Genomic DNA, 21,869 nt, shown 5'->3' on the forward strand with positions numbered 1-21,869 from the left:
CTATTCTAGCGATCGACGGCGGTTGACGAAACCTTAATCCGGGGGCGGTGCTGCGAGTTAAGTTAAGTGATAGACTATCCAACTAATTTCATCATTTTTTCAGCTTCTGATGAAGCTGCGCCATGAATAAACAGCGAGGAGTGTGGTCGCAAATGGCAAAAGAGAAAAAACGTGGCTTCTTTTCCTGGCTGGGCTTTGGACAGAAAGAGCAGGCACAGGAAACCGAGACTGAACAAAAAGTAGAAGAACAACAAGCGGTTGCCCAGGAGACGCCGGCGGCGGAAACCCCTGCTGAGCCGAGCGCGCCGAAAGCGGACCCGGAGGCGTTTGCCGAAGAGGTCGTCGAGGTCACCGGGACGGTGGTCGAAAACGAAAAGGCCCACCTCGCGGAGCCTGCCAGCGCGCCGGAAGAAGAGGCGGCGCCAGCGCCTGCTTTGGTTGAAGACGCGCCAGTCATCGCGCCGGAGCCTGCGGTCAGCGAACCGCTGAAGGCGGAGGAACAGCCGGCAGCGGTTGAGTCGCTGGTGGAGGACGTTATCGCCGAACCGGTGGCGGCGGAGGCCGTGGCTGAGCAGCCTGTAGAGGATGTCGTGGCCCAACCTCAGGAGACGGAAGCGCCGGAAGAGGACGCGCCGTTAAGCGATGAAGAGCTGGAAGCGCAGGCGCTGGCGGCCGAGGCGGCGGAAGAGGCGGCGGTGGTGGTGCCGGCGCCAGAGGAAGAGGCGCCGGTGGAAGCGCTGGTCCAGGAGCAGGAAAAACCGACGAAAGAAGGCTTTTTCGCCCGCCTTAAGCGTAGCCTGCTGAAAACCAAACAAAATCTCGGTTCCGGATTTATCAGCCTGTTCCGCGGTAAGAAGATCGATGACGATCTGTTTGAAGAGCTGGAAGAGCAACTGCTGATCGCCGACGTCGGGGTGGAAACTACCCGCAAGATCATTACTCATCTCACCGAGGGCGCCAGCCGTAAGCAACTGCGCGATGCGGAAGCGCTGTACGGTCTGCTGAAAGAAGAGATGGGCGATATCCTCGCCAAAGTGGATGAGCCGCTGAATGTTGAAGGCAAAACGCCATTTGTTATTCTGATGGTCGGCGTGAACGGGGTGGGGAAAACCACCACCATCGGCAAGCTGGCGCGTCAGTTTGAGCAGCAGGGCAAATCGGTGATGCTGGCGGCGGGGGATACCTTCCGTGCGGCGGCGGTGGAACAGCTGCAGGTCTGGGGCCAGCGTAACAATATCCCGGTGATCGCCCAGCACACCGGCGCCGATTCCGCCTCGGTGATTTTCGACGCCATTCAGGCGGCGAAGGCGCGCCATGTTGATGTGCTGATTGCCGATACCGCCGGGCGTCTGCAGAATAAATCGCACCTGATGGAAGAGCTGAAGAAGATCGTCCGGGTGATGAAAAAGCTGGACGTCGACGCGCCGCATGAGGTGATGTTAACCATCGACGCCAGCACCGGGCAGAATGCCATTAGCCAGGCCAAACTGTTCCATGAAGCGGTAGGTTTGACCGGGATCACCCTGACCAAGCTGGATGGCACCGCCAAAGGCGGCGTGATCTTCTCGGTGGCCGACCAGTTCGGCATTCCGATTCGCTATATTGGCGTCGGCGAGCGTATTGAGGATCTGCGTCCGTTTAATGCGGGCGACTTTATTGAGGCACTTTTTGCCCGAGAGGATTAAGAATGATTCGCTTTGAACAAGTCAGCAAAGCCTATCTCGGTGGGAGACAAGCGCTGCAGGGGGTGAACTTCCACCTGCAGCCGGGCGAGATGGCGTTTCTGACCGGCCACTCCGGCGCAGGGAAAAGTACCCTGCTGAAGCTTATCTGTGGTATCGAACGGCCCAGCGCCGGGAAAATCTTCTTCAGCGGTCATGAAATCAGCCGTCTGAAGAGCCGTGAGGTGCCGTTCCTGCGCCGCCAGATCGGCATGATTTTCCAGGACCACCATTTGCTGATGGATCGTACCGTGTATGACAACGTGGCGATCCCGCTGATTATCGCCGGCGCCAGCGGCGATGACATTCGTCGCCGGGTCTCGGCGGCGCTGGATAAGGTCGGGCTGCTGGACAAAGCGAAGAACTTTCCGATTCAGCTCTCCGGCGGCGAGCAGCAGCGCGTGGGGATCGCTCGCGCGGTGGTCAACAAGCCGGCGGTGCTGCTGGCGGATGAACCGACCGGTAACCTCGACGAGGCGCTCTCGGAGGGGATTTTACGTCTGTTTGAAGAGTTTAACCGCGTCGGGGTGACGGTACTGATGGCCACGCACGATCTGGGGCTTATCTCCAGCCGTCCGTACCGCGTGCTGACGCTCAGCGACGGCCATCTGCATGGAGGCATTCGGGGTGAATAAGCGCGACGCAATGAACCAAATCCGCCAGTTCGGCAGCAAGTTCGATCGCCTGCGCAACGCGGCGGGCGGCGGCGGCGGCGGGCGCAATGCGCCAAAACGGCCGAAAGCGGCGCCTAACCCGGCCTCGCGTAAGAGCAACGTGTTCAACGAGCAGGTGCGCTACGCCTGGCACGGCGCGCTCCAGGATTTAAAAAGCACGCCGCTGGCGACCTTCCTGACGGTGATGGTTATCGCCATCTCGTTGACCCTGCCAAGCGTCTGCTACATGGTCTACAAAAACGTCAGCAGCGCGGCGTCACAGTACTATCCCTCGCCGCAGATCACCGTGTATCTGGAAAAAACGCTGGATGACGATGCCGCGGCGCGGGTGGTCGGCCAGCTGCAGGCGGAGCAGGGCGTCGACAAGGTGAACTATTTGTCACGTGACGAGGCATTGGGTGAATTCCGTAACTGGTCCGGCTTTGGCGGCGCCCTGGATATGCTGGAAGAGAACCCGCTGCCGGCGGTCGCCATCGTGGTGCCGAAGCTGGATTTCCAGAGCACGGAAGCGCTGAACACCCTGCGCGATCGGGTATCGCGGATCCAGGGGGTCGATGAAGTACGGATGGACGACAGCTGGTTTGCCCGCCTCTCCTCGCTCACCGGGCTGGTGGGCCGCGTGTCGGCGATGATCGGCGTGCTGATGGTGGCGGCGGTGTTCCTGGTGATCGGCAACAGCGTGCGCCTGAGCATCTTCGCCCGCCGCGATACCATTAACGTGCAGAAACTGATCGGCGCCACCGACGGCTTTATCCTGCGTCCATTCCTCTACGGCGGGGCGATGCTGGGCTTCTCCGGCGCGTTTTTATCGCTGATCCTGTCGGAGATTCTGGTGATGCGCCTCTCGTCGGCAGTGACCGAGGTGGCGAAGGTGTTCGGCACCCAGTTTGAGCTGAGCGGCTTAGGCTTTGACGAGTGTCTGCTGATGCTGATCGTCTGCTCGATGATCGGGTGGGTGGCCGCCTGGCTGGCGACAGTGCAACATTTACGTCACTTTACTCCCGATTAAAAAAAGCGTGATATAATCTTTCCCTGCTGCAATGAGTTCCTGTTCGCAGGGAAAGATACCGCAAGCTTGTTCTCCTTTTCCTGCCCTCACTTTTTCATCGTGGTGTCACATTTTGTGCGTAATTTATTCACACCGTTGCAGGGAACTTGTGGATAAAATCACTGTCTGATACTAATGTGAGTGATATTCTCGTTGCTCATGAATGCTGGCATGCTTGTTGCCTGATGGGGACAAGACCACGTCAGAAGATATCGATTGAGAGGATTTGAATGACCAAAGAAATGCAAACTTTAGCTTTAGCCCCCGTTGGTAACCTGGAATCGTACATCCGGGCCGCTAACACTTGGCCGATGCTGTCGGCTGATGAAGAGCGGGAGCTTGCTGAAAAGCTGCATTACCAGGGCGATCTGGAAGCAGCGAAAAAGCTGATTCTGTCTCACCTGCGCTTTGTTGTTCACATTGCTCGTAACTACTCGGGCTATGGCCTGCCGCAGGCGGATCTGATCCAGGAAGGCAATATCGGCCTGATGAAAGCCGTGCGTCGCTTCAACCCGGAAGTGGGTGTGCGCCTTGTCTCCTTCGCCGTGCACTGGATTAAAGCCGAAATTCACGAATACGTGCTGCGCAACTGGCGTATCGTGAAGGTCGCTACCACCAAAGCACAGCGTAAGCTGTTCTTTAACCTGCGTAAAACCAAACAGCGTCTGGGTTGGTTCAACCAGGATGAAGTGGAAATGGTGGCCCGTGAGCTGGGCGTGTCGAGCAAAGACGTCCGCGAGATGGAATCCCGTATGGCGGCCCAGGACATGACGTTCGACATGTCGTCGGACGATGAATCCGACAGCCAGCCGATGGCGCCGGTCCTTTATCTGCAGGACAAGACGTCAAACTTTGCCGACGGCATTGAAGACGACAACTGGGAAGAGCAGGCGGCGAATAAGCTGACTGACGCGATGCAGGGCCTGGACGAGCGTAGCCAGGATATCATCCGCGCCCGCTGGCTGGACGAAGACAACAAGTCCACGCTGCAGGAGCTGGCTGACCGCTACGGCGTCTCCGCAGAGCGCGTGCGTCAGCTGGAAAAGAACGCCATGAAAAAACTGCGTGCCGCGATCGAAGCCTGATACGCCACCCCTGCCTGACGCCAGGCACCCCGATAACGCCCCGCCTCAGGTTGGGGCGTTTTGTTTTTCTGCGCCATCCATGGGCAGCAGCACCTCTGGACAGTGCGTCCGCAGGCAGCCTATCAGCACGCTGAACGCCGGCGCCATCTGCTCCTCAGGCTGGCTGGCAAATCCCATCAATAATCCTTTCTTACGCGCCGCCGTCAGGTAGTAGCGCGAGAGCGGCCGCACCAGAATGTGGCGCGCATTGGCCTCGCGGGCGATCGCCACATCGTCCGCCTCCTCCGGTAAATTGAGGATCAAATGCAGTCCGGCATTATCGCTGAAGTCCGACAGGGCGTCGGGCATACAGTGCCGCTGAATCAGCTCGGTTAAAAAGGCGCGACGACGGCTGTAGAGCAGCCGCATGCGGCGGATATGCGCCGAGTAGTGACCAGCGGTAATAAACTCCGCCAGCGCCATCTGGATCAGCGAATGGCCGCCGCGATAAAGCTCGGCGTGGGCGTGCTTCAGATCGCTGACCAGCGGGCGGGGGATCACCACATAGCCCAGGCGCAGGCCGGGATAGAGCGTCTTGCTGAAGGTGCCGATATAGACCACCGGCGCATCGGCCACCAGCCCCTGCAGGGCGGGGATGGGCTGCCCGGAAAAGCGAAACTCGCTGTCATAATCATCTTCGACGATCCAGCTGCCCTGCTGGCGGGCGAGCGCCAGCAGCCGCTGACGGCGTTCAAGGCTCATCACCGCGCCCAGCGGATACTGGTGAGAGGGGGTGACGAAGATGAGCCGCGGCGCATCGTCAACCGTTTCTGGCGGGCACAGCCCATTGGCATCGACGGTGATGGGGGTCGCCCGGACGTCGTTCATCGCCAGCACATGGCGAATGCCCCAGTAGGAAGGCTCCTCCACCCACGCCAGGTCGCCGTTGTCGCACAGCATGCGAGTGACCAGGTCAATCGCCTGGTGGATCCCCTCGGTGATAAGAATTTGATCTGCCTGACAGTGGACGCCGCGCGATACGCGCAGATAATCCACCAGCGCCTGCTGTAGCTCCGGGGTACCGCCGTTGCAGCTGTAGCTGAGCCGCTCCGGCTTTGGGCGACGGCTGATGCGGGCCTGGATCTTGCTGAACAGCGGATGGGGAAAGGCGTTAACGTCCGGTACGCCGGGAATAAACGCTCCCCACTGGCGTGGACTGGCGCTGACCTGGCTGAGCAGATGCTGGCCGCGGCGTGAAAGATGCGCCGTCGATGTCGCGATGCTGCTGTTTTCCCGCCTCCCCTTAGCGGTCAATGAACTTTCAGGCGCGGTTTGGGCAACGAATGTTCCGCTTCCCCGACGGGAAACCACATATCCTTCCGCCAGTAATTGTTCATAAGTTGTTAATATGGTGTTTCTTGATACGCCGAGCTCTCCCGCCAGGTCCCGCGACGGCGGCAGGCGGCTTTGCGGCGCCAGCGAACCGTCAAGGATCGCGCGGCGAAGCGCGTTGTATAAGCGTTTGTGCAGAAGAGGGTCGCGCTCTTCCTGCAGACGGACCAGCACCAGGTCACCCACCAGCGAACGCAATTGGATCCCTCAGATATTCAAAATTGGTACTCGATTATAGGGCCAACTCCTGTGTAAATAAACGACATCGTTTCTAATTTGTTGCGATAACGTGACATACACGACAGGAGATTCGCAGGTGAAAAGCTCAGAACTGAATCAACGTCGCCAGCAGGCGACGCCGCGCGGCGTAGGCGTAATGTGTAACTACTTTGTCGAGAAGGCGGAGAACGCCACGCTGTGGGATATCGAAGGCAATGAGGTGATCGATTTCGCCGCCGGTATCGCCGTGTTAAATACCGGTCACCGTCATCCGAAGGTGGTTGCCGCGGTCGCTGACCAGCTGCAGGCGTTCACCCACACCGCCTATCAGATTGTGCCGTACGAAAGCTATGTCACGCTGGCGGAACGTATTAACGATCTGGCGCCGATTGACGGGCCGGCAAAAACGGCCTTCTTCACCACCGGCGCGGAAGCGGTCGAGAACGCGGTGAAAATTGCCCGCGCTTACACCGGCCGTCCGGGGCTGATTACTTTCGGCGGCGGCTTCCACGGCCGTACCTTTATGACCATGGCGCTCACCGGTAAGGTCGCGCCCTACAAAATCGGCTTCGGCCCCTTCCCGGGCTCGGTGTATCACGGTGTCTACCCGAATGCGGCGCACGGCGTCTCCACCGCGGATGCGCTGAAAAGCCTGGAGCGCATTTTCAAAGCGGATATTGCGCCGGATCAGGTCGCGGCCATCATCCTCGAGCCGATCCAGGGAGAAGGCGGCTTTAACGTCGCGCCAGCCGATTTCATGCAGGCGTTGCGCGATCTGTGCGATACCCACGGCATTCTGCTGATCGCCGATGAAGTGCAGACCGGTTTCGCCCGCACCGGCAAGCTGTTCGCCATGCAGCACTATGATGTGAAACCGGATCTGATGACGATGGCGAAAAGCCTCGCCGGCGGTTTCCCGCTGTCGGGCGTCGTTGGTCGCGCCGAGGTGATGGATGCCCCAGCGCCTGGCGGCCTGGGCGGAACCTATGCCGGTAACCCGCTGGCGGTAGCCGCGGCGCACGCGGTGCTGGATGTGATTGCTGAGGAGCAGCTGTGCCAGCGCGCTGAACAGCTGGGTAGCCATCTGCAGGAAGTGCTCAACCAGGCGCGCGCCACCTGTCCGGCGATTGTCGATGTCCGCGGTCGGGGGTCGATGGTGGCGGTGGAGTTTAACGATCCGCAAACTGGCGAGCCGTCGCCGGAGTTCACCCGCCAGGTGCAACAGAAAGCGCAGGAGAACGGCCTGCTGCTGCTGAGCTGCGGCGTCTACGGCAACGTGATCCGCTTCCTCTATCCGTTGACGATTCCGGACGCCCAGTTCTCGAAAGCGCTGGATATTCTGGCGCGCGTACTGAAGAGCTAACGTCTCCCCGGTGGGCTGCGGCGGCAGGGAAGCCGAACAGAAACAGGAAGCCGCAGCCGGCTGTTCATGCTCAGCGTGAGTGGTTTATCACCCTGATATCACCTTTTTTCCGGCGGAGAAAACCGCCGGAGTAAAACGGAAAGTATTATGTCTGAAAACTCCACCTTTTCTCCCGCCCTCACCGGCCGGGAACGTACGGCTGTCCCTGCAAAATCTCTGAGCTTCGTCGAAGGGGTATCGATGATTGTCGGTACCAATATCGGCGCGGGTGTCCTCTCCATCGCCTATGCGTCAAGCAAAGCAGGCTTCTTACCGCTGCTGTTCTGGCTGGTGCTGGTGGGCAGCCTGACCACGGTGACCATGCTCTATGTCGCGGAATCTACGCTCCGCACGCGTAAACATCTGCAGCTCAGCGGATTATCAAAGCGCTACGTCGGCGGCTTTGGCGCGCTGATGATGTTCCTCTCCGTCTGCGTCAACAGCGTCGGCGCATTGACGGCTTATATGACCGGCAGCGGCAAGCTGCTCTACTCCCTGTTTGGCATTTCGCCGGCGCTGGGCAGCGTGCTGTTTTTCGTCCCGGCGGCAGGGGTGCTGTATCTGGGGCTGAAGGCGATCGGCCGCGGCGAGAAATTTATCAGCATCGGTATGGTGGTGATGATCTCGGTGCTGGTGATTGCCACGCTGCTGAAAGAGACCACCCGCGTGGGCTATCTGCTCGACGGCAACTGGCTGTATATGGTTCCGGTCTTCAACGTCGTGGCGTTCTGCTTCTCGGCACAGTATATCGTCCCGGAAATGGCGCGAGGCTTCGCCGACAAACCGGAAAAATTGCCTAAAGCCATTATGGTCGGTATGGCGCTGACCTTTACCCTGCTGGCGCTGGTGCCGCTGTCGGTGATCTCGCTTAATGGCCTGGACAATATTTCGGATGTGGCCACCATCTCCTGGGGCAGGGCGCTTGGCGAATGGGCCTTCTTCTCCGCCAACCTGTTTGCGCTGTGCGCGATGTTGACCTCCTACTGGGGACTGGGCGGCAGCTTCCTGACCAATATCTTCGATCAGTTCCGCCTGGGGAATGATGAACAGCCCGCCCGCCGCTTGATGGTGCTGCTGGTGGTGGCGATCCCGCCGTTCGTGCTGGCCTACAGCGGTATGGTCTCTTTCGTCAACGCGCTCTATTTTGCCGGGGTGTTCAGCGGCGTTATTTTATCGATTATGCCGATCCTGATGCTCAAGGGCGCCCGCCAGCGTGGCGACCTGACGCCGGGCTGGACCTGTCCGGCCTGGATGACCCATCCGCTTATCCAATGCTTCATTGTGTTGTTGTATCTTTGCAGCGCCGTCTACGCGGTAGCGTCCGCGGTAGGCTACCTGCCCGCTGGCTGGTAATCAGGGCCTGTTTTGCACCGCGTCCGGTTCATGCTGGCGCGGTTTTTTTATTTGTCACTTATCTGTTACATAGCCCGCAATTTAGTCGTTTCAAATTCCTCAGAATGACGGTATGTTTAGCATAGTGTGCTGCAAAAGCGCGAGCAGCCCCCGGTTGGTTAGCTATCATATGCTTTTCCTATCGATATAAACAAAATAATGCGCTAACAAACAACATCACAACAAATGCAAAAACCATAATAATGGGGAGCCTCAGGATGAATATGAAGGGTAAAGCGTTACTGGCAGGATGTATTGCCTTAGTTATGAGCAGCGCGGCGCTGGCGGAAGATATCAAAATCGCGGTAGTCGGGGCGATGTCCGGCCCGGTGGCCCAGTACGGCGATCAGGAGTTTACTGGCGCCGAGCAGGCGGTAGCGGATATCAACGCGAAGGGCGGCATTAAGGGCAATAAGCTGCAGATCGTAAAATATGATGACGCTTGCGACCCGAAACAGGCGGTAGCGGTCGCCAACAAAGTGGTCAACGACGGGATCAAATACGTTATCGGCCACCTGTGCTCCTCTTCCACTCAGCCGGCGTCTGACATCTATGAAGACGAAGGCATTCTGATGATCACCCCCGCTGCGACCGCGCCTGAGCTGACCGCGCGCGGCTATAAGCTGATCCTGCGCACCACCGGTCTGGACTCCGACCAGGGACCAACCGCGGCGAAATACATTCTCGACAAAGTGAAGCCGCAGCGTATCGCAGTCGTGCATGATAAACAGCAGTACGGCGAAGGCTTGGCCCGTGCGGTGCAGGATGGCCTGAAAAAAGGCGGGGCGAACGTGGTCTTCTTCGACGGGATCACCGCCGGTGAGAAAGATTTCTCCACTCTGGTGGCGCGCCTGAAGAAAGAGAATATCGACTTCGTCTACTACGGCGGTTACCACCCGGAAATGGGCCAGATCCTGCGTCAGGCCCGCGCTGCCGGTCTGAAAACCCAGTTTATGGGCCCGGAAGGCGTAGCGAACGTCTCCCTGTCTAACATCGCCGGCGAGTCGGCGGAAGGCCTGCTGGTGACCAAGCCGAAGAACTACGACCAGGTGCCGGCGAACAAACCGATCGTGGATGCGATCAAGGCGAAGAAACAGGATCCGAGCGGCGCCTTCGTCTGGACCACCTACGCGGCGCTGCAGTCGCTGCAGGCGGGCCTGAATCAGTCTGACGATCCGGCGGAAATCGCTAAATACCTGAAAGGGGCGACGGTAGACACCGTGATGGGCCCGCTGTCGTGGGATCAGAAAGGCGACCTGAAAGGCTTCGAGTTCGGTGTCTTTACCTGGCATGCTAACGGTACGGCGACCGACGCCAAATAATTTAACCGGCGCCTTTCACGCTGCAAATGCGTTGTCTGCGCCCCTCAACCCCGGTCACTTACTGATGTAAGCTCCCGGGGATTTCGGGTCTTGACGCCTTTTTGCAACGCGAAATGCTGGGTTAAATGGGTGGGGCGCCTTTCACGCTGCAAATGCGTTGTCTGCGCCCCTCAACCCCGGTCACTTAGTGATGTAAGCTACCGGGGATGTCGGGTCTTGACGCCTTTTTGCAACGCGAAAAGCTGGGTTAAATGGGTGGGGCGCCTTTCACGCTGCAAATGCGTTGTCTGCCCCCGCTCGCGCTGCGCTTACCAGGGCTATAGTTGCCAGGTAGCCCGGCTAAGCGAAGCGCCGCCGGGTTCTTCCTTGGCCATGCTCCGCTTATTGGGGCTACGGCTTAATGCTTTTCCCAACCGGTCTGCTGGGCGCTAAAGCCGAGCGCCTGCATAAAGGCCGCCATCACGCCGCGGTCTTCCACCCCGCGGTCGGCGACGCGCCAGCTATTGATCGCCGGGTTATCACGCAATGTCTCTTCCACTAAATATTGCCCGACGCCGCGGCGGCGGGTCACTTCACGCACGCACAGATCGCTGAGCTCACCTTCGACGCCGCGCAGGGTAACGCGCACAGCGCCCAACAGGCGCTCGTTAAAGCGAGCGGCATAGAGACGATGGTTTTCATCCAGGGTCAGCGTCGACAGATCCTGCGACGGCCAGATTTTCCCCAGATCAATGCGATCCTGATCGCTGAAGTGCTGTAAACGGATAATAGTCAGTTTCATGGGCGGCAAGTCCAGTGCAAAACAGAGGCGCCAGTGTACCCAAAATTGCTGTCTGGCGGAGCGCTGTTTTTTGCGCAGACATCAGGGGATTCGTTTTCCTGGCGTTGTTGGGGTAGCGCAATCCGTCATGGATCGAAAAATAAGCAGGATTTTAACCTAATGTGCAGCGTTTTATTCCGCCTTATGTATCGTTATTTTATGCTGCCGCATGGACTTTTTTTTGTTTATCTTCAGCAAAATACAGAATATTATCTTTGCTTAATCGACTGAAAAATAGAGATTTTAATCTGTTTTTTAGTGAAAAGCTGCGCTAAACCATTAAACTCAATGGTAAAAATGGCGTTGTTTAATAAAAGCACAGAATGCTTTTTAACCATAAAAATACAAAACATTTACACCACATCACGAACGGGGTTCTGCAGCATGAAAAGGAACGCGAAAACCATCGTCGCGGGCATTGTCGCATTAGCGATGTCGCACGCGGCGATGGCCAAGGATATTAAGGTCGCCGTGGTCGGCGCGATGTCGGGTCCGGTGGCCCAGTGGGGCGACATGGAGTTCAACGGCGCGCGTCAGGCGATTAAAGACATCAACGCCAGCGGCGGTATTAAGGGCGACAAGCTGGTGGCCGTCGAATATGACGACGCCTGCGATCCGAAGCAAGCGGTCGCGGTGGCCAACAAAATCGTCAACGACGGTATTCAGTACGTTATCGGCCACCTGTGCTCCTCTTCCACCCAGCCGGCTTCCGATATCTATGAGGATGAAGGCATCCTGATGATCTCCCCGGGAGCGACCAACCCGGAGCTGACCCAGCGCGGCTATCAGTACATCATGCGTACCGCCGGCCTCGACTCCTCGCAGGGGCCGACCGCGGCGAAATATATCGTCGAGAACGTCAAACCGCAGCGTATCGCCATCATTCATGACAAGCAGCAGTACGGCGAAGGGCTGGCGCGTTCGGTGCAGGACAACCTGAAAAAAGCCGGGGCCAACATCGTCTTCTTTGACGGCATCACCGCGGGCGAGAAAGATTTCTCCGCGCTGCTGGCGCGCCTGAAGAAAGAGAACATCGACTTCGTCTACTACGGCGGTTACTACCCGGAAATGGGCCAGATGCTGCGCCAGGCGCGCTCCGTGGGGCTGAAAACCGTGTTTATGGGGCCGGAAGGGGTCGGCAACGCCTCGCTGTCCAATATCGCGGGCGCCGCGGCGGAAGGGATGCTGGTGACGATGCCAAAACGCTACGATCAGGACCCTGCCAACAGCGCCATCGTCAACGCGCTGAAAGCGGAGAAGAAAGATCCGAGCGGGCCGTATGTCTGGATCACTTACGCCGCGGTTCAGTCGCTGGCGCAGGCGATGGACAGAACCGGCAGCCAGCAGCCGCTGGATTTAATCAAAGATTTGAAAGCGCACGGGGCGAAAACCGTGATTGGGCCGCTGACCTGGGATGAAAAAGGCGATCTGAAGGGATTTGAGTTTGGTGTCTTCCAGTGGCACGCCGACGGCTCTTCGAGCGCGGCGAAATAAGCGCTGAAGATGAGTTATCCCTCCGCCTGCGATCCGCGGGCGGTTTGAAAAAGGTTACCTTATGTCCGAGCAGTTTCTCTATTTTCTGCAGCAGATGTTTAACGGCGTCACGCTGGGCAGTACCTACGCGCTGATCGCCATCGGCTATACGATGGTGTACGGCATTATCGGCATGATCAACTTCGCCCATGGCGAGGTCTACATGATTGGCAGCTATGTCTCCTTCATGATCATCGCCGCGCTGATGATGATGGGTATCGACACCAGCTGGCTGCTGGTCGCCGCCGGCTTCGTGGGCGCCATTGTGATTGCCAGCGCCTACGGCTGGAGCATTGAGCGCGTGGCCTATCGGCCGGTGCGTAATTCCAAGCGTCTGATTGCGCTGATCTCCGCTATCGGGATGTCTATCTTCCTGCAGAACTACGTCAGCCTGACCCAGGGCTCCCGCGACGTGGCGCTGCCGAGCCTGTTTAACGGCCAGTGGGTCGTCGGCCACAGCGACAGCTTCTCCGCGACGATCACCACCATGCAGCTGGTGATCTGGGTGGTGACCTTTATCGCCATGCTGGCCCTGACGCTGTTCATTCGCTACTCGCGGATGGGGCGCGCCTGCCGCGCCTGTGCCGAAGACCTGAAAATGGCGAGCCTGCTCGGCATTAACACCGATCGCGTCATTGCCCTGACCTTTGTCATCGGCGCAGCGATGGCGGCGGTGGCGGGCGTGCTGCTGGGTCAGTTCTACGGCGTGATTAACCCCTACATCGGCTTTATGGCCGGGATGAAGGCCTTCACCGCCGCCGTGCTCGGTGGTATCGGCAGTATCCCCGGCGCGATGATCGGCGGCCTGATCCTGGGTATTGCCGAGGCGCTCTCTTCTGCCTATCTCAGCACCGAATATAAGGACGTGGTTTCCTTTGCGCTGCTGATTCTGGTGCTGTTAGTGATGCCGACCGGCATTCTGGGCCGCCCGGAGGTGGAAAAAGTATGAAACCGATGCAAATTGCAATGGCGCTGCTCTCTGCTGCGATGTTCTTCATTCTGGCGGGCGTCTTTATGGGCGTGCAGCTGGAGCTGAACGGCACCAAACTGGTGGTGGATACCGCCGCCGATATTCGCTGGCAGTGGATCTTCATCGGCACCGCGGTGGTCTTTTTCTTCCAGCTGCTGCGGCCGCTGTTTCAGAAAGCGGTTAAGAACGTCTCCGGGCCGAAGTTTATTATGCCGGCGATTGACGGCTCGACGGTGAAGCAGAAGTTGTTCCTGATAGCCCTGCTGGTGATTGCCGTGGCCTGGCCGTTTATGGTGTCGCGCGGTACGGTGGATATCGCCACCCTGACGATGATCTATATCATTCTCGGCCTCGGGCTGAACGTGGTGGTCGGCCTTTCCGGCCTGCTGGTCCTGGGCTACGGCGGGTTCTACGCCATCGGCGCGTATACCTTCGCGCTGCTGAACCACTATTACGGTCTCGGCTTCTGGACCTGTCTGCCGCTGGCCGGCCTGGTCTCCGCGGCGGCTGGCTTCCTGCTTGGCTTCCCGGTGCTGCGTCTGCGCGGCGACTACCTGGCGATCGTGACCTTAGGCTTCGGCGAGATCGTGCGTATTCTGCTGCTCAACAATACCGAAATCACCGGCGGGCCAAACGGCATCAGCCAGATCCCGAAACCGACCTTCTTTGGCCTCGAATTCAGCCGCAGCGCCCGCGAAGGCGGCTGGGATACCTTCAGCAACTTCTTCGGCGTCAAATACGATCCCTCCGACCGGGTCATTTTCCTCTATCTGGTGGCGCTGCTGCTGGTGGTGCTGAGCCTGTTCGTTATCAACCGCCTGCTGCGGATGCCGCTGGGGCGGGCGTGGGAAGCGCTGCGTGAAGATGAGATCGCCTGTCGTTCGCTGGGCCTGAGCCCGACGCGCATCAAGCTGACCGCCTTTACCATCAGCGCCGCGTTTGCCGGCTTCGCCGGGACGCTGTTCGCCGCGCGCCAGGGCTTCGTCAGCCCGGAATCCTTTACCTTCGCCGAGTCCGCCTTTGTACTGGCGATCGTCGTGCTGGGCGGGATGGGCTCGCAGTTTGCGGTGATCCTGGCGGCTATTCTGCTGGTGGTGTCGCGTGAGCTGATGCGTGATTTTAACGAATACAGCATGTTAATGCTCGGCGGTCTGATGGTGCTGATGATGATCTGGCGTCCGCAGGGGCTTCTGCCAATGACGCGCGTGCAGTTGAAGCTGAAAAACGGTCAGGCGAAAGGAGAGCAGGCATGAGTCAGCCATTATTATCCGTCAGCGGCCTGATGATGCGTTTCGGCGGTCTGCTGGCCGTCAACAATGTGTCGCTGGAGCTCAAAGAGCGCGAGATCGTCTCGCTGATCGGCCCCAACGGCGCCGGGAAGACCACCGTCTTTAACTGCCTGACCGGTTTTTACAAGCCCACCGGCGGCACCATTCTGCTGCGCGACCAGCATCTGGAAGGGCTGCCGGGCCAGCAGATTGCCCGGATGGGCGTGGTGCGGACCTTCCAGCACGTGCGCCTGTTCCGCGAAATGACGGTGATTGAAAACCTGCTGGTGGCGCAACATCAGCAGCTGAAAACCGGGCTCTTCTCCGGCCTGCTGAAAACGCCGGCCTTCCGTCGGGCGCAGAGCGAAGCGCTGGACCGCGCGGCCACCTGGCTTGAGCGTATCGGCCTGCTGGAGCACGCTAACCGGCAGGCCAGCAACCTGGCCTATGGCGACCAGCGCCGGCTGGAGATTGCCCGCTGCATGGTGACCCAGCCGGAAATTCTGATGCTCGATGAACCGGCGGCGGGGCTGAACCCGAAAGAGACCAAAGAGCTGGACGAGCTTATCGCCGAGCTGCGTAACCATCACAACACCACCATCCTGCTTATCGAACACGATATGAAGCTGGTGATGGGCATTTCCGATCGCATCTACGTCGTGAACCAGGGGACACCGCTGGCCAACGGGACGCCGGAAGAGATTCGTAATAACCCGGACGTGATCCGCGCATACCTTGGTGAGGCATAAGATGGAAAACGCGATGTTAACTTTTGACAACGTCAGCGCCCACTACGGCAAGATTCAGGCGCTGCACAACGTCAGCCTGCATATCAAACAGGGCGAGATCGTCACGCTTATCGGCGCCAACGGCGCGGGGAAAACCACCCTGCTCGGCACGCTGTGCGGCGATCCGCGCGCCTCCAGCGGGCGTATTGTCTTTGACGGTAAGGATATTACCGACTGGCAGACGGCGAAGATCATGCGCGAGGCGGTGGCGATCGTCCCGGAAGGGCGGCGCGTCTTTTCGCGAATGACGGTGGAAGAGAACCTGGCGATGGGCGGTTTTTTTGCCGACCGCGATCAGTTCCAGACCCGCATCAAATGGGTGTATGAGCTGTTTCCGCGTCTGCACGAGCGCCGTATCCAGCGCGCCGGCACCATGTCCGGCGGCGAACAGCAGATGCTGGCCATCGGCCGCGCCCTGATGAGCCAGCCGCGTCTGCTGCTGCTGGATGAACCGTCGCTGGGGCTGGCGCCGATCATCATTCAGCAGATCTTCGATACCATCGAGCAGCTGCGCGAGCAGGGGATGACTATCTTCCTGGTTGAGCAGAACGCCAACCAGGCGCTGAAGCTGGCCGATCGCGGCTACGTGCTGGAGAACGGCCACGTGGTGCTGGAGGATACCGGCGACGCGCTGCTGGCCAACGAGGCGGTGCGCAGCGCCTATCTCGGCGGTTAATTCATCGCAACCCGGCGTCATTCACTTCGCCGGTTTGTAGCCCGGGCGAGGCGCTTGCGCCGACCCCGGGAGCCGATCGCACAACTATTATCCGTGTCTCAGCTCCCACTTTACTTCCCCCGTCCTTTCATCGGCTTGTCATCTCTCTGACCCGTTACTATCTTTTTTTTGTAATAAAAAAGTTATTTTTCTGTAATTCGAACATGTCATGTTACCCCGCGAGCATAAAACGCGTGAAATCGCGCATCCGGCACAACAAGAGAGATAACCGATGATATCGTTACGACATACAGCTTTAGGACTGGCGCTGAGCCTGGCTTTTGCCGGTCAGGCCCTGGCGGTTACCACCATCCCGTTCTGGCACTCAATGGAAGGCGAACTGGGTAAAGAAGTGGATTCTCTGGCGCAACGCTTTAACGCGGCCAATCCTGATTACAAAATCGTTCCGGTATACAAGGGCAACTATGAACAGAGCCTGAGCGCCGGTATCGCCGCCTTCCGTACCGGCAACGCGCCGGCGATCCTGCAGGTGTATGAAGTGGGTACCGCCACCATGATGGCGTCAAAAGCCATTAAGCCGGTCTACCAGGTGTTCAGCGAGGCGGGCATCACGTTTGATGAATCGCAGTTTGTGCCGACGGTCGCCGGGTATTACACCGATTCGAAAACCGGCCATCTGCTCTCCCAGCCGTTTAACAGCTCCACGCCGGTGCTGTACTACAACAAAGACGCCTTCAAAAAAGCCGGCTTAGATCCGGAGCAGCCGCCGAAGACCTGGCAGGATCTGGCGGCCTACACCGCGAAGCTGAAAGCCGCCGGAATGAAGTGCGGCTACGCCAGCGGCTGGCAGGGCTGGATCCAGATTGAGAACTTCAGCGCCTGGCACGGCCTGCCGGTGGCGACGAAAAACAATGGCTTTGACGGCACCGACGCGGTTCTTGAGTTCAACAAGCCGGAGCAGGTGAAGCATATCGCGCTGCTCGAAGAGATGAACAAGAAGGGTGATTTCAGCTACTTCGGGCGTAAAGACGAGTCCACCGAAAAGTTCTATAACGGCGACTGCGCCATTACCACTGCCTCGTCCGGCTCGCTGGCCGATATCCGCCAGTACGCCAAATTTAACTACGGCGTCGGCATGATGCCTTACGATGCCGACGTGAAAGGCGCGCCGCAGAACGCCATCATCGGCGGGGCCAGCCTGTGGGTGATGCAGGGTAAAGACAAAGAGACCTACACCGGCGTGGCGAAGTTCCTCGACTTCCTGACCAAACCGGAAAATGCCGCCGAATGGCACCAGAAAACCGGCTATCTGCCGATCACCACCGCGGCCTACGATCTGACCCGCCAGCAGGGTTTCTATGATAAGAACCCGGGCGCCGATATCGCCACGCGCCAGATGCTGAACAAGCCGCCGTTGCCGTTCACCAAAGGTCTGCGTCTGGGCAACATGCCGCAAATCCGCACCATCGTCGATGAAGAGCTGGAGAGCGTGTGGACCGGCAAGAAAACCCCGCAACAAGCGCTGGATTCCGCCGTTCAGCGTGGGAACCAGCTGCTGCGCCGCTTCGAACAAGCGACCAAATCGTAATCTGTAACTTGCCCGGTGGCGCTGCGCTTACCGGGCCTACGATGTGCCTTATGTAGGCCGGGTAGGGCGTAGCCGCCACCCGGCATTGTTCAGGAACCCAATCTCAATGTCATCATCCCGTCCGGTATTCCGCTCGCGCTGGCTGCCCTATGTCCTGGTCGCGCCGCAGCTGATTATCACGCTGATTTTCTTTATCTGGCCCGCGGGCGAAGCGCTGTGGTATTCGCTACAGAGCGTCGATCCGTTTGGCCTGTCCAGCCAGTTTGTCGGCCTGGATAACTTCGTGGCGCTGTTCCATGACCCGTACTATCTGGATTCGTTCTGGACCACTATCAAATTCAGCGCCCTGGTGACCGTCAGCGGCCTGCTTATTTCGCTCTTTTTCGCTGCGCTGGTCGACTACGTGGTGCGCGGCAGCCGCTTCTATCAGACTCTGATGCTGCTGCCGTATGCCGTGGCCCCCGCGGTGGCGGCGGTGCTGTGGATCTTCCTCTTTAACCCCGGGCGTGGGCTGATCACCCATTTCCTCGGCGAGCTGGGCTACGACTGGAACCACGCGCAGAACAGCGGCCAGGCGATGTTCCTGGTGGTCTTCGCCTCGGTATGGAAGCAGATAAGCTACAACTTCCTGTTTTTCTTCGCCGCGCTGCAGTCGATCCCGCGTTCGCTGGTTGAGGCTGCCGCTATCGACGGCGCCGGGCCAATCCGCCGCTTCTTCAGGCTGGCGCTGCCGCTGATTGCGCCGGTGAGTTTCTTCCTGCTGGTGGTCAACCTGGTTTACGCCTTCTTCGACACCTTCCCGGTGATCGATGCCGCCACCGCCGGCGGCCCGGTGCAGGCGACCACAACCCTGATTTACAAAATCTATCGCGAAGGTTTCGCCGGGCTCGATCTTTCCGCTTCCGCCGCGCAGTCGGTGGTGCTGATGTTCCTCGTCATTATCCTGACGGTGGTGCAGTTCCGTTACGTTGAAAGTAAGGTGCGTTACCAATGATTGAGAACCGTCGCGGGCTGACGATTTTCAGCCACACCATGCTGATTCTGGGCATCGCCGTTATTTTATTCCCGCTGTATGTCGCCTTCGTGGCGGCGACGCTGGATAACCAATCGGTGTTCGAAACGCCGATGACGCTGATCCCCGGCGGACATCTGCTGGAGAACATGAAGACCATCTGGGTGAACGGCGTTGGCGTCAACAGCGCGCCGTTCTGGCTGATGATGCTCAACAGCTTCATCATGGCGTTCGCCATTACGGTGGGCAAAATCGTCGTGTCGATGCTGTCGGCGTTCGCCATCGTCTGGTTCCGCTTTCCGCTGCGTAACCTGTTCTTCTGGATGATCTTTATCACGCTAATGCTGCCGGTCGAGGTGCGTATTTTCCCGACGGTGGAAGTGATCGCCAATCTCAACATGCTCGACAGCTACGCCGGGCTTACGCTGCCGCTAATGGCCTCAGCCACCGCCACCTTCCTGTTCCGCCAGTTCTTTATGACCCTGCCGGACGAGCTGATTGAAGCGGCGCGTATCGATGGCGCTTCGCCGATGCGCTTCTTTCGCGACATCGTGCTGCCGCTGTCGAAAACCAACCTCGCGGCGCTGTTCGTCATCACTTTTATCTACGGCTGGAACCAGTATCTGTGGCCGTTGCTGATTATTCAGGATGTGAATCTTGGCACCGCCGTCGCCGGCATCAAAGGCATGATCGCCACCGGCGAAGGTACTACCCAGTGGAATCAGGTGATGGCGGCGATGCTGCTGACCCTGATCCCGCCGGTTGTCATCGTTTTAGCCATGCAGCGCGCATTTGTGCGTGGCCTGGTCGATAGTGAGAAATAAAATGGCTGGTTTAAAACTACAGGCAGTAAGCAAAAGCTGGGATGGCAAAACCCAGGTGATTCAACCGCTGACGCTGGACGTGGCGGACGGGGAATTTATCGTCATGGTCGGCCCGTCGGGCTGCGGGAAATCAACGCTGCTGCGGATGGTCGCCGGACTGGAGCGGGTGACCAGCGGCGATATCTGGATCGACCGCAAGCGGGTCACCGAAATGGAGCCGAAGGATCGCGGCATCGCCATGGTGTTCCAGAACTATGCCCTTTATCCGCATATGAGCGTGGAAGAGAACATGGCGTGGGGGCTGAAGATCCGCGGCATGGGTAAGGGATTGATCGCCGAGCGGGTGCAGGAGGCGGCGCGTATTCTTGAGCTCGACGGCCTGCTCAAGCGCCGCCCGCGCGAGCTCTCCGGCGGCCAGCGCCAGCGCGTGGCGATGGGCCGCGCCATCGTGCGTGACCCGGCGGTATTCCTCTTCGACGAACCGTTGTCAAACCTCGACGCCAAGCTGCGCGTGCAGATGCGTCTTGAGCTGCAGCAGCTGCATCGCCGCCTGAAAACCACCTCGCTGTACGTTACCCATGATCAGGTGGAGGCGATGACCCTCGCTCAGCGGGTGATGGTGATGAATAAAGGCGTTGCCGAGCAGATCGGCACCCCGGTGGAAGTGTATGAGAAGCCGGCCAGCCGCTTTGTGGCGAGCTTTATCGGCAGCCCGGCCATGAACCTGCTGGAAGGGCGCATCAGCGATGACGGCGGTCGCTTTGAGCTGGCGGGCGGCATCCAGCTGCCGACGAATCATGAGCACCGGCGCCACGCCGGGCGTAAAATGACCCTCGGTATCCGCCCGGAGCATTTTATCTTAAGCTCGCAGGCGCAAGGCGGCATTCCGCTGCTGATGGACTCCCTGGAAATTTTAGGCGCCGATAACCTTGCCCACGGGCGCTGGGGCGAACAGAAGCTGGTGGTCAGACTGCCGCACCAGCAGCGCCCGGCGGCAGGCAGCACGCTATGGCTGCATCTGCCTTTGGAACATCTGCACCTCTTTGATGGTGAAACAGGACAACGCGCATGAGTAACTGGCCTTATCCCCGTATCGTCGCCCATCGCGGCGGCGGTAAACTGGCGCCGGAGAACACCCTGGCGGCTATCGACGTCGGCGCTCGCTACGGGCACACGATGATTGAATTTGACGCCAAGCTGTCAAAGGACGGGCAGATCTTTCTGCTGCATGACGATAATCTCGAACGCACCAGCAACGGCTGGGGCGTGGCGGGGGAGCTGCCATGGGACGATCTGCTGAAGGTGGATGCCGGTAGCTGGTTCAGCCGTGAATTTAAGGGCGAGCCGCTGCCACTGCTCTCCCAGGTGGCGGAGCGCTGCCGCCGTCACGGCATGATGGCGAATATCGAAATTAAACCGACCACCTGCCTTGGGCCGCAGACCGGCAACGTGGTGGCCCTGGCGGCGCGGGAGCTGTGGGCGGGAATGACCGCGCCGCTGCTGTCGTCGTTTGAAATCGATGCCCTGGAAGCGGCGCAGGAAGCCGCCCCCGAGCTGCCGCGCGGGCTGTTGCTGGATGAGTGGCGTGAGGACTGGCGGGAGTTGACCGCCCGGCTGGGCTGCGTCTCCATTCACCTTAACCACAAGCTGCTGGACGCCGGGCGGGTGGCAAGCCTGAAACAGGTCGGCCTGCATATCCTGGTGTATACCGTTAACAAACCCCAGCGCGCCGCCGAGCTGCTGCGCTGGGGCGTAGACTGCATCTGCACCGATGCTATTGACGTCATCGGGCCCCATTTCCAGCCTTAATAACCGCTGCGCGGCGGCTGGCCTTTACGGGTTGGTCTGCCGCAGCATCCCTCCGTTATTGTTCGGCAGCACCTGCTGCGGCGGATTGAGATTCCCGCCCTGCGCCGCGCGCTGCTGATTGGTCTGCAGCTGGTTTTGCAAATGCTGCTGCTGGGAGCGAGTCTGATTGTTCAGATTCTGCTTCAGCATGCTCTGTTGCTGCTGTTGCTGCACCTTCATCTCATTTTGCATGCGCTGCTGGCTGGGGACCACGTAACCCGGCTGGTTGGGGTTGTTATCAATATTGATTGGCTGGGCTAAAACGCCGAGCGGCATCAGCGCCGCCAGAAATAACATCGCTTTCATGG

General features: G+C 59.1%; 20 protein-coding genes. 17 read left to right on the forward strand and 3 right to left on the reverse strand.

Annotation, left to right across the window (positions count from 1 at the left end):
* Nucleotides 1-152 precede the first annotated feature (152 nt).
* The 4 genes from ftsY to rpoH all read left to right on the forward strand — a co-directional run bounded on the left by ftsY (nucleotide 153) and on the right by rpoH (nucleotide 4,528).
* A complete protein-coding gene (ftsY, locus tag ABLX76_RS02650; protein WP_087849088.1) occupies nucleotides 153-1,685 on the forward strand; it encodes a signal recognition particle-docking protein FtsY in 1,533 nt (510 codons plus the stop codon).
* 2 nt (nucleotides 1,686-1,687) lie between these two features.
* Nucleotides 1,688-2,356 carry a cell division ATP-binding protein FtsE gene (gene ftsE / locus ABLX76_RS02655; protein ID WP_004202097.1) on the forward strand — a complete coding sequence of 223 codons (669 nt, stop codon included), beginning with the start codon at nucleotides 1,688-1,690 and terminating at the stop codon, nucleotides 2,354-2,356.
* Complete coding sequence (gene ftsX, locus ABLX76_RS02660; protein WP_002920816.1) at nucleotides 2,349-3,404, forward strand: permease-like cell division protein FtsX; 1,056 nt, start codon at nucleotides 2,349-2,351, stop codon at nucleotides 3,402-3,404. The genes ftsE and ftsX overlap by 8 nt, the downstream gene beginning before the upstream one ends.
* Before the next feature lie 269 nt (nucleotides 3,405-3,673).
* Nucleotides 3,674-4,528 carry an RNA polymerase sigma factor RpoH gene (gene rpoH / locus ABLX76_RS02665; protein ID WP_002920815.1) on the forward strand — a complete coding sequence of 285 codons (855 nt, stop codon included), beginning with the start codon at nucleotides 3,674-3,676 and terminating at the stop codon, nucleotides 4,526-4,528.
* A gap of 45 nt (nucleotides 4,529-4,573) precedes the next feature.
* Here the strand turns inward: rpoH and ABLX76_RS02670 are convergent, their stop codons facing one another.
* Entirely contained in the window at nucleotides 4,574-6,097 is a 1,524-nt protein-coding gene (locus tag ABLX76_RS02670) for a PLP-dependent aminotransferase family protein (protein WP_348873930.1), read from the reverse strand.
* Between the two features lie 118 nt (nucleotides 6,098-6,215).
* On the opposite strand from ABLX76_RS02670, the gene ABLX76_RS02675 reads away from it, so the two are divergent.
* The 3 genes from ABLX76_RS02675 (at nucleotide 6,216) to livJ (ending at nucleotide 10,234) form a co-directional block, all read left to right on the forward strand.
* On the forward strand, nucleotides 6,216-7,481 hold the full coding sequence (locus ABLX76_RS02675) for a 4-aminobutyrate--2-oxoglutarate transaminase (RefSeq protein ID WP_023291230.1): 1,266 nt from the start codon (nucleotides 6,216-6,218) through the stop codon (nucleotides 7,479-7,481).
* Nucleotides 7,482-7,628: 147 nt separating this feature from the next.
* A complete protein-coding gene (locus ABLX76_RS02680) occupies nucleotides 7,629-8,873 on the forward strand; it encodes an amino acid permease (RefSeq protein WP_060589716.1) in 1,245 nt (414 codons plus the stop codon).
* A 257-nt stretch (nucleotides 8,874-9,130) separates the two neighbouring features.
* Entirely contained in the window at nucleotides 9,131-10,234 is a 1,104-nt protein-coding gene (gene livJ / locus ABLX76_RS02685; RefSeq protein WP_002920812.1) for a branched chain amino acid ABC transporter substrate-binding protein LivJ, read from the forward strand.
* Nucleotides 10,235-10,631: 397 nt separating this feature from the next.
* Here livJ and panM read toward each other — a convergent pair whose 3' ends face one another.
* Nucleotides 10,632-11,015 (reverse strand): aspartate 1-decarboxylase autocleavage activator PanM, encoded by a 384-nt coding sequence (panM, locus tag ABLX76_RS02690; protein ID WP_023291228.1) that lies wholly within the window; start codon nucleotides 11,013-11,015, stop codon nucleotides 10,632-10,634.
* Nucleotides 11,016-11,438: 423 nt separating this feature from the next.
* Between panM and livK the strand changes: the two genes are divergently transcribed.
* From livK to ugpQ, 10 genes are all read left to right on the forward strand, one after another.
* Nucleotides 11,439-12,548 (forward strand): high-affinity branched-chain amino acid ABC transporter substrate-binding protein LivK, encoded by a 1,110-nt coding sequence (gene livK, locus ABLX76_RS02695; RefSeq protein ID WP_048298510.1) that lies wholly within the window; start codon nucleotides 11,439-11,441, stop codon nucleotides 12,546-12,548.
* A gap of 61 nt (nucleotides 12,549-12,609) precedes the next feature.
* Nucleotides 12,610-13,536: a high-affinity branched-chain amino acid ABC transporter permease LivH gene (gene livH, locus ABLX76_RS02700; protein ID WP_002920807.1), complete on the forward strand. Its 927-nt coding sequence runs from the start codon at nucleotides 12,610-12,612 to the stop codon at nucleotides 13,534-13,536.
* Entirely contained in the window at nucleotides 13,533-14,810 is a 1,278-nt protein-coding gene (gene livM, locus ABLX76_RS02705) for a branched chain amino acid ABC transporter permease LivM (protein WP_004202111.1), read from the forward strand. The genes livH and livM overlap by 4 nt, the downstream gene beginning before the upstream one ends.
* Complete coding sequence (gene livG / locus ABLX76_RS02710; protein WP_023291227.1) at nucleotides 14,807-15,574, forward strand: high-affinity branched-chain amino acid ABC transporter ATP-binding protein LivG; 768 nt, start codon at nucleotides 14,807-14,809, stop codon at nucleotides 15,572-15,574. The genes livM and livG overlap by 4 nt, the downstream gene beginning before the upstream one ends.
* A 1-nt stretch (nucleotide 15,575) precedes the next feature.
* Complete coding sequence (gene livF, locus ABLX76_RS02715; protein WP_004145133.1) at nucleotides 15,576-16,289, forward strand: high-affinity branched-chain amino acid ABC transporter ATP-binding protein LivF; 714 nt, start codon at nucleotides 15,576-15,578, stop codon at nucleotides 16,287-16,289.
* Nucleotides 16,290-16,560: 271 nt separating this feature from the next.
* On the forward strand, nucleotides 16,561-17,877 hold the full coding sequence (ugpB, locus tag ABLX76_RS02720) for a sn-glycerol-3-phosphate ABC transporter substrate-binding protein UgpB (protein WP_032454248.1): 1,317 nt from the start codon (nucleotides 16,561-16,563) through the stop codon (nucleotides 17,875-17,877).
* Between the two features lie 106 nt (nucleotides 17,878-17,983).
* Nucleotides 17,984-18,871, forward strand: a complete 888-nt coding sequence (gene ugpA, locus ABLX76_RS02725) for a sn-glycerol-3-phosphate ABC transporter permease UgpA (RefSeq protein WP_032454247.1) — start codon at nucleotides 17,984-17,986, stop codon at nucleotides 18,869-18,871.
* Nucleotides 18,868-19,713 carry a sn-glycerol-3-phosphate ABC transporter permease UgpE gene (gene ugpE, locus ABLX76_RS02730; protein ID WP_008806976.1) on the forward strand — a complete coding sequence of 282 codons (846 nt, stop codon included), beginning with the start codon at nucleotides 18,868-18,870 and terminating at the stop codon, nucleotides 19,711-19,713. The genes ugpA and ugpE overlap by 4 nt, the downstream gene beginning before the upstream one ends.
* A gap of 1 nt (nucleotide 19,714) precedes the next feature.
* Nucleotides 19,715-20,785, forward strand: a complete 1,071-nt coding sequence (locus ABLX76_RS02735) for a sn-glycerol-3-phosphate import ATP-binding protein UgpC (protein ID WP_023291224.1) — start codon at nucleotides 19,715-19,717, stop codon at nucleotides 20,783-20,785.
* Nucleotides 20,782-21,522 carry a glycerophosphodiester phosphodiesterase gene (gene ugpQ, locus ABLX76_RS02740; RefSeq protein ID WP_101993023.1) on the forward strand — a complete coding sequence of 247 codons (741 nt, stop codon included), beginning with the start codon at nucleotides 20,782-20,784 and terminating at the stop codon, nucleotides 21,520-21,522. Before ABLX76_RS02735 ends, ugpQ begins: the two co-directional genes overlap by 4 nt.
* 24 nt (nucleotides 21,523-21,546) lie before the next feature.
* On the opposite strand, the gene ABLX76_RS02745 is transcribed toward ugpQ, so the two are convergent.
* Nucleotides 21,547-21,867, reverse strand: coding sequence for a DUF2756 family protein (locus ABLX76_RS02745; RefSeq protein WP_023291222.1), 321 nt, complete (start codon nucleotides 21,865-21,867; stop codon nucleotides 21,547-21,549).
* Nucleotides 21,868-21,869: the final 2 nt, after the last annotated feature.

Source organism: Klebsiella sp. JB_Kp004 (assembly GCF_040065795.1).
GTDB lineage: Bacteria > Pseudomonadota > Gammaproteobacteria > Enterobacterales > Enterobacteriaceae > Klebsiella > Klebsiella quasipneumoniae.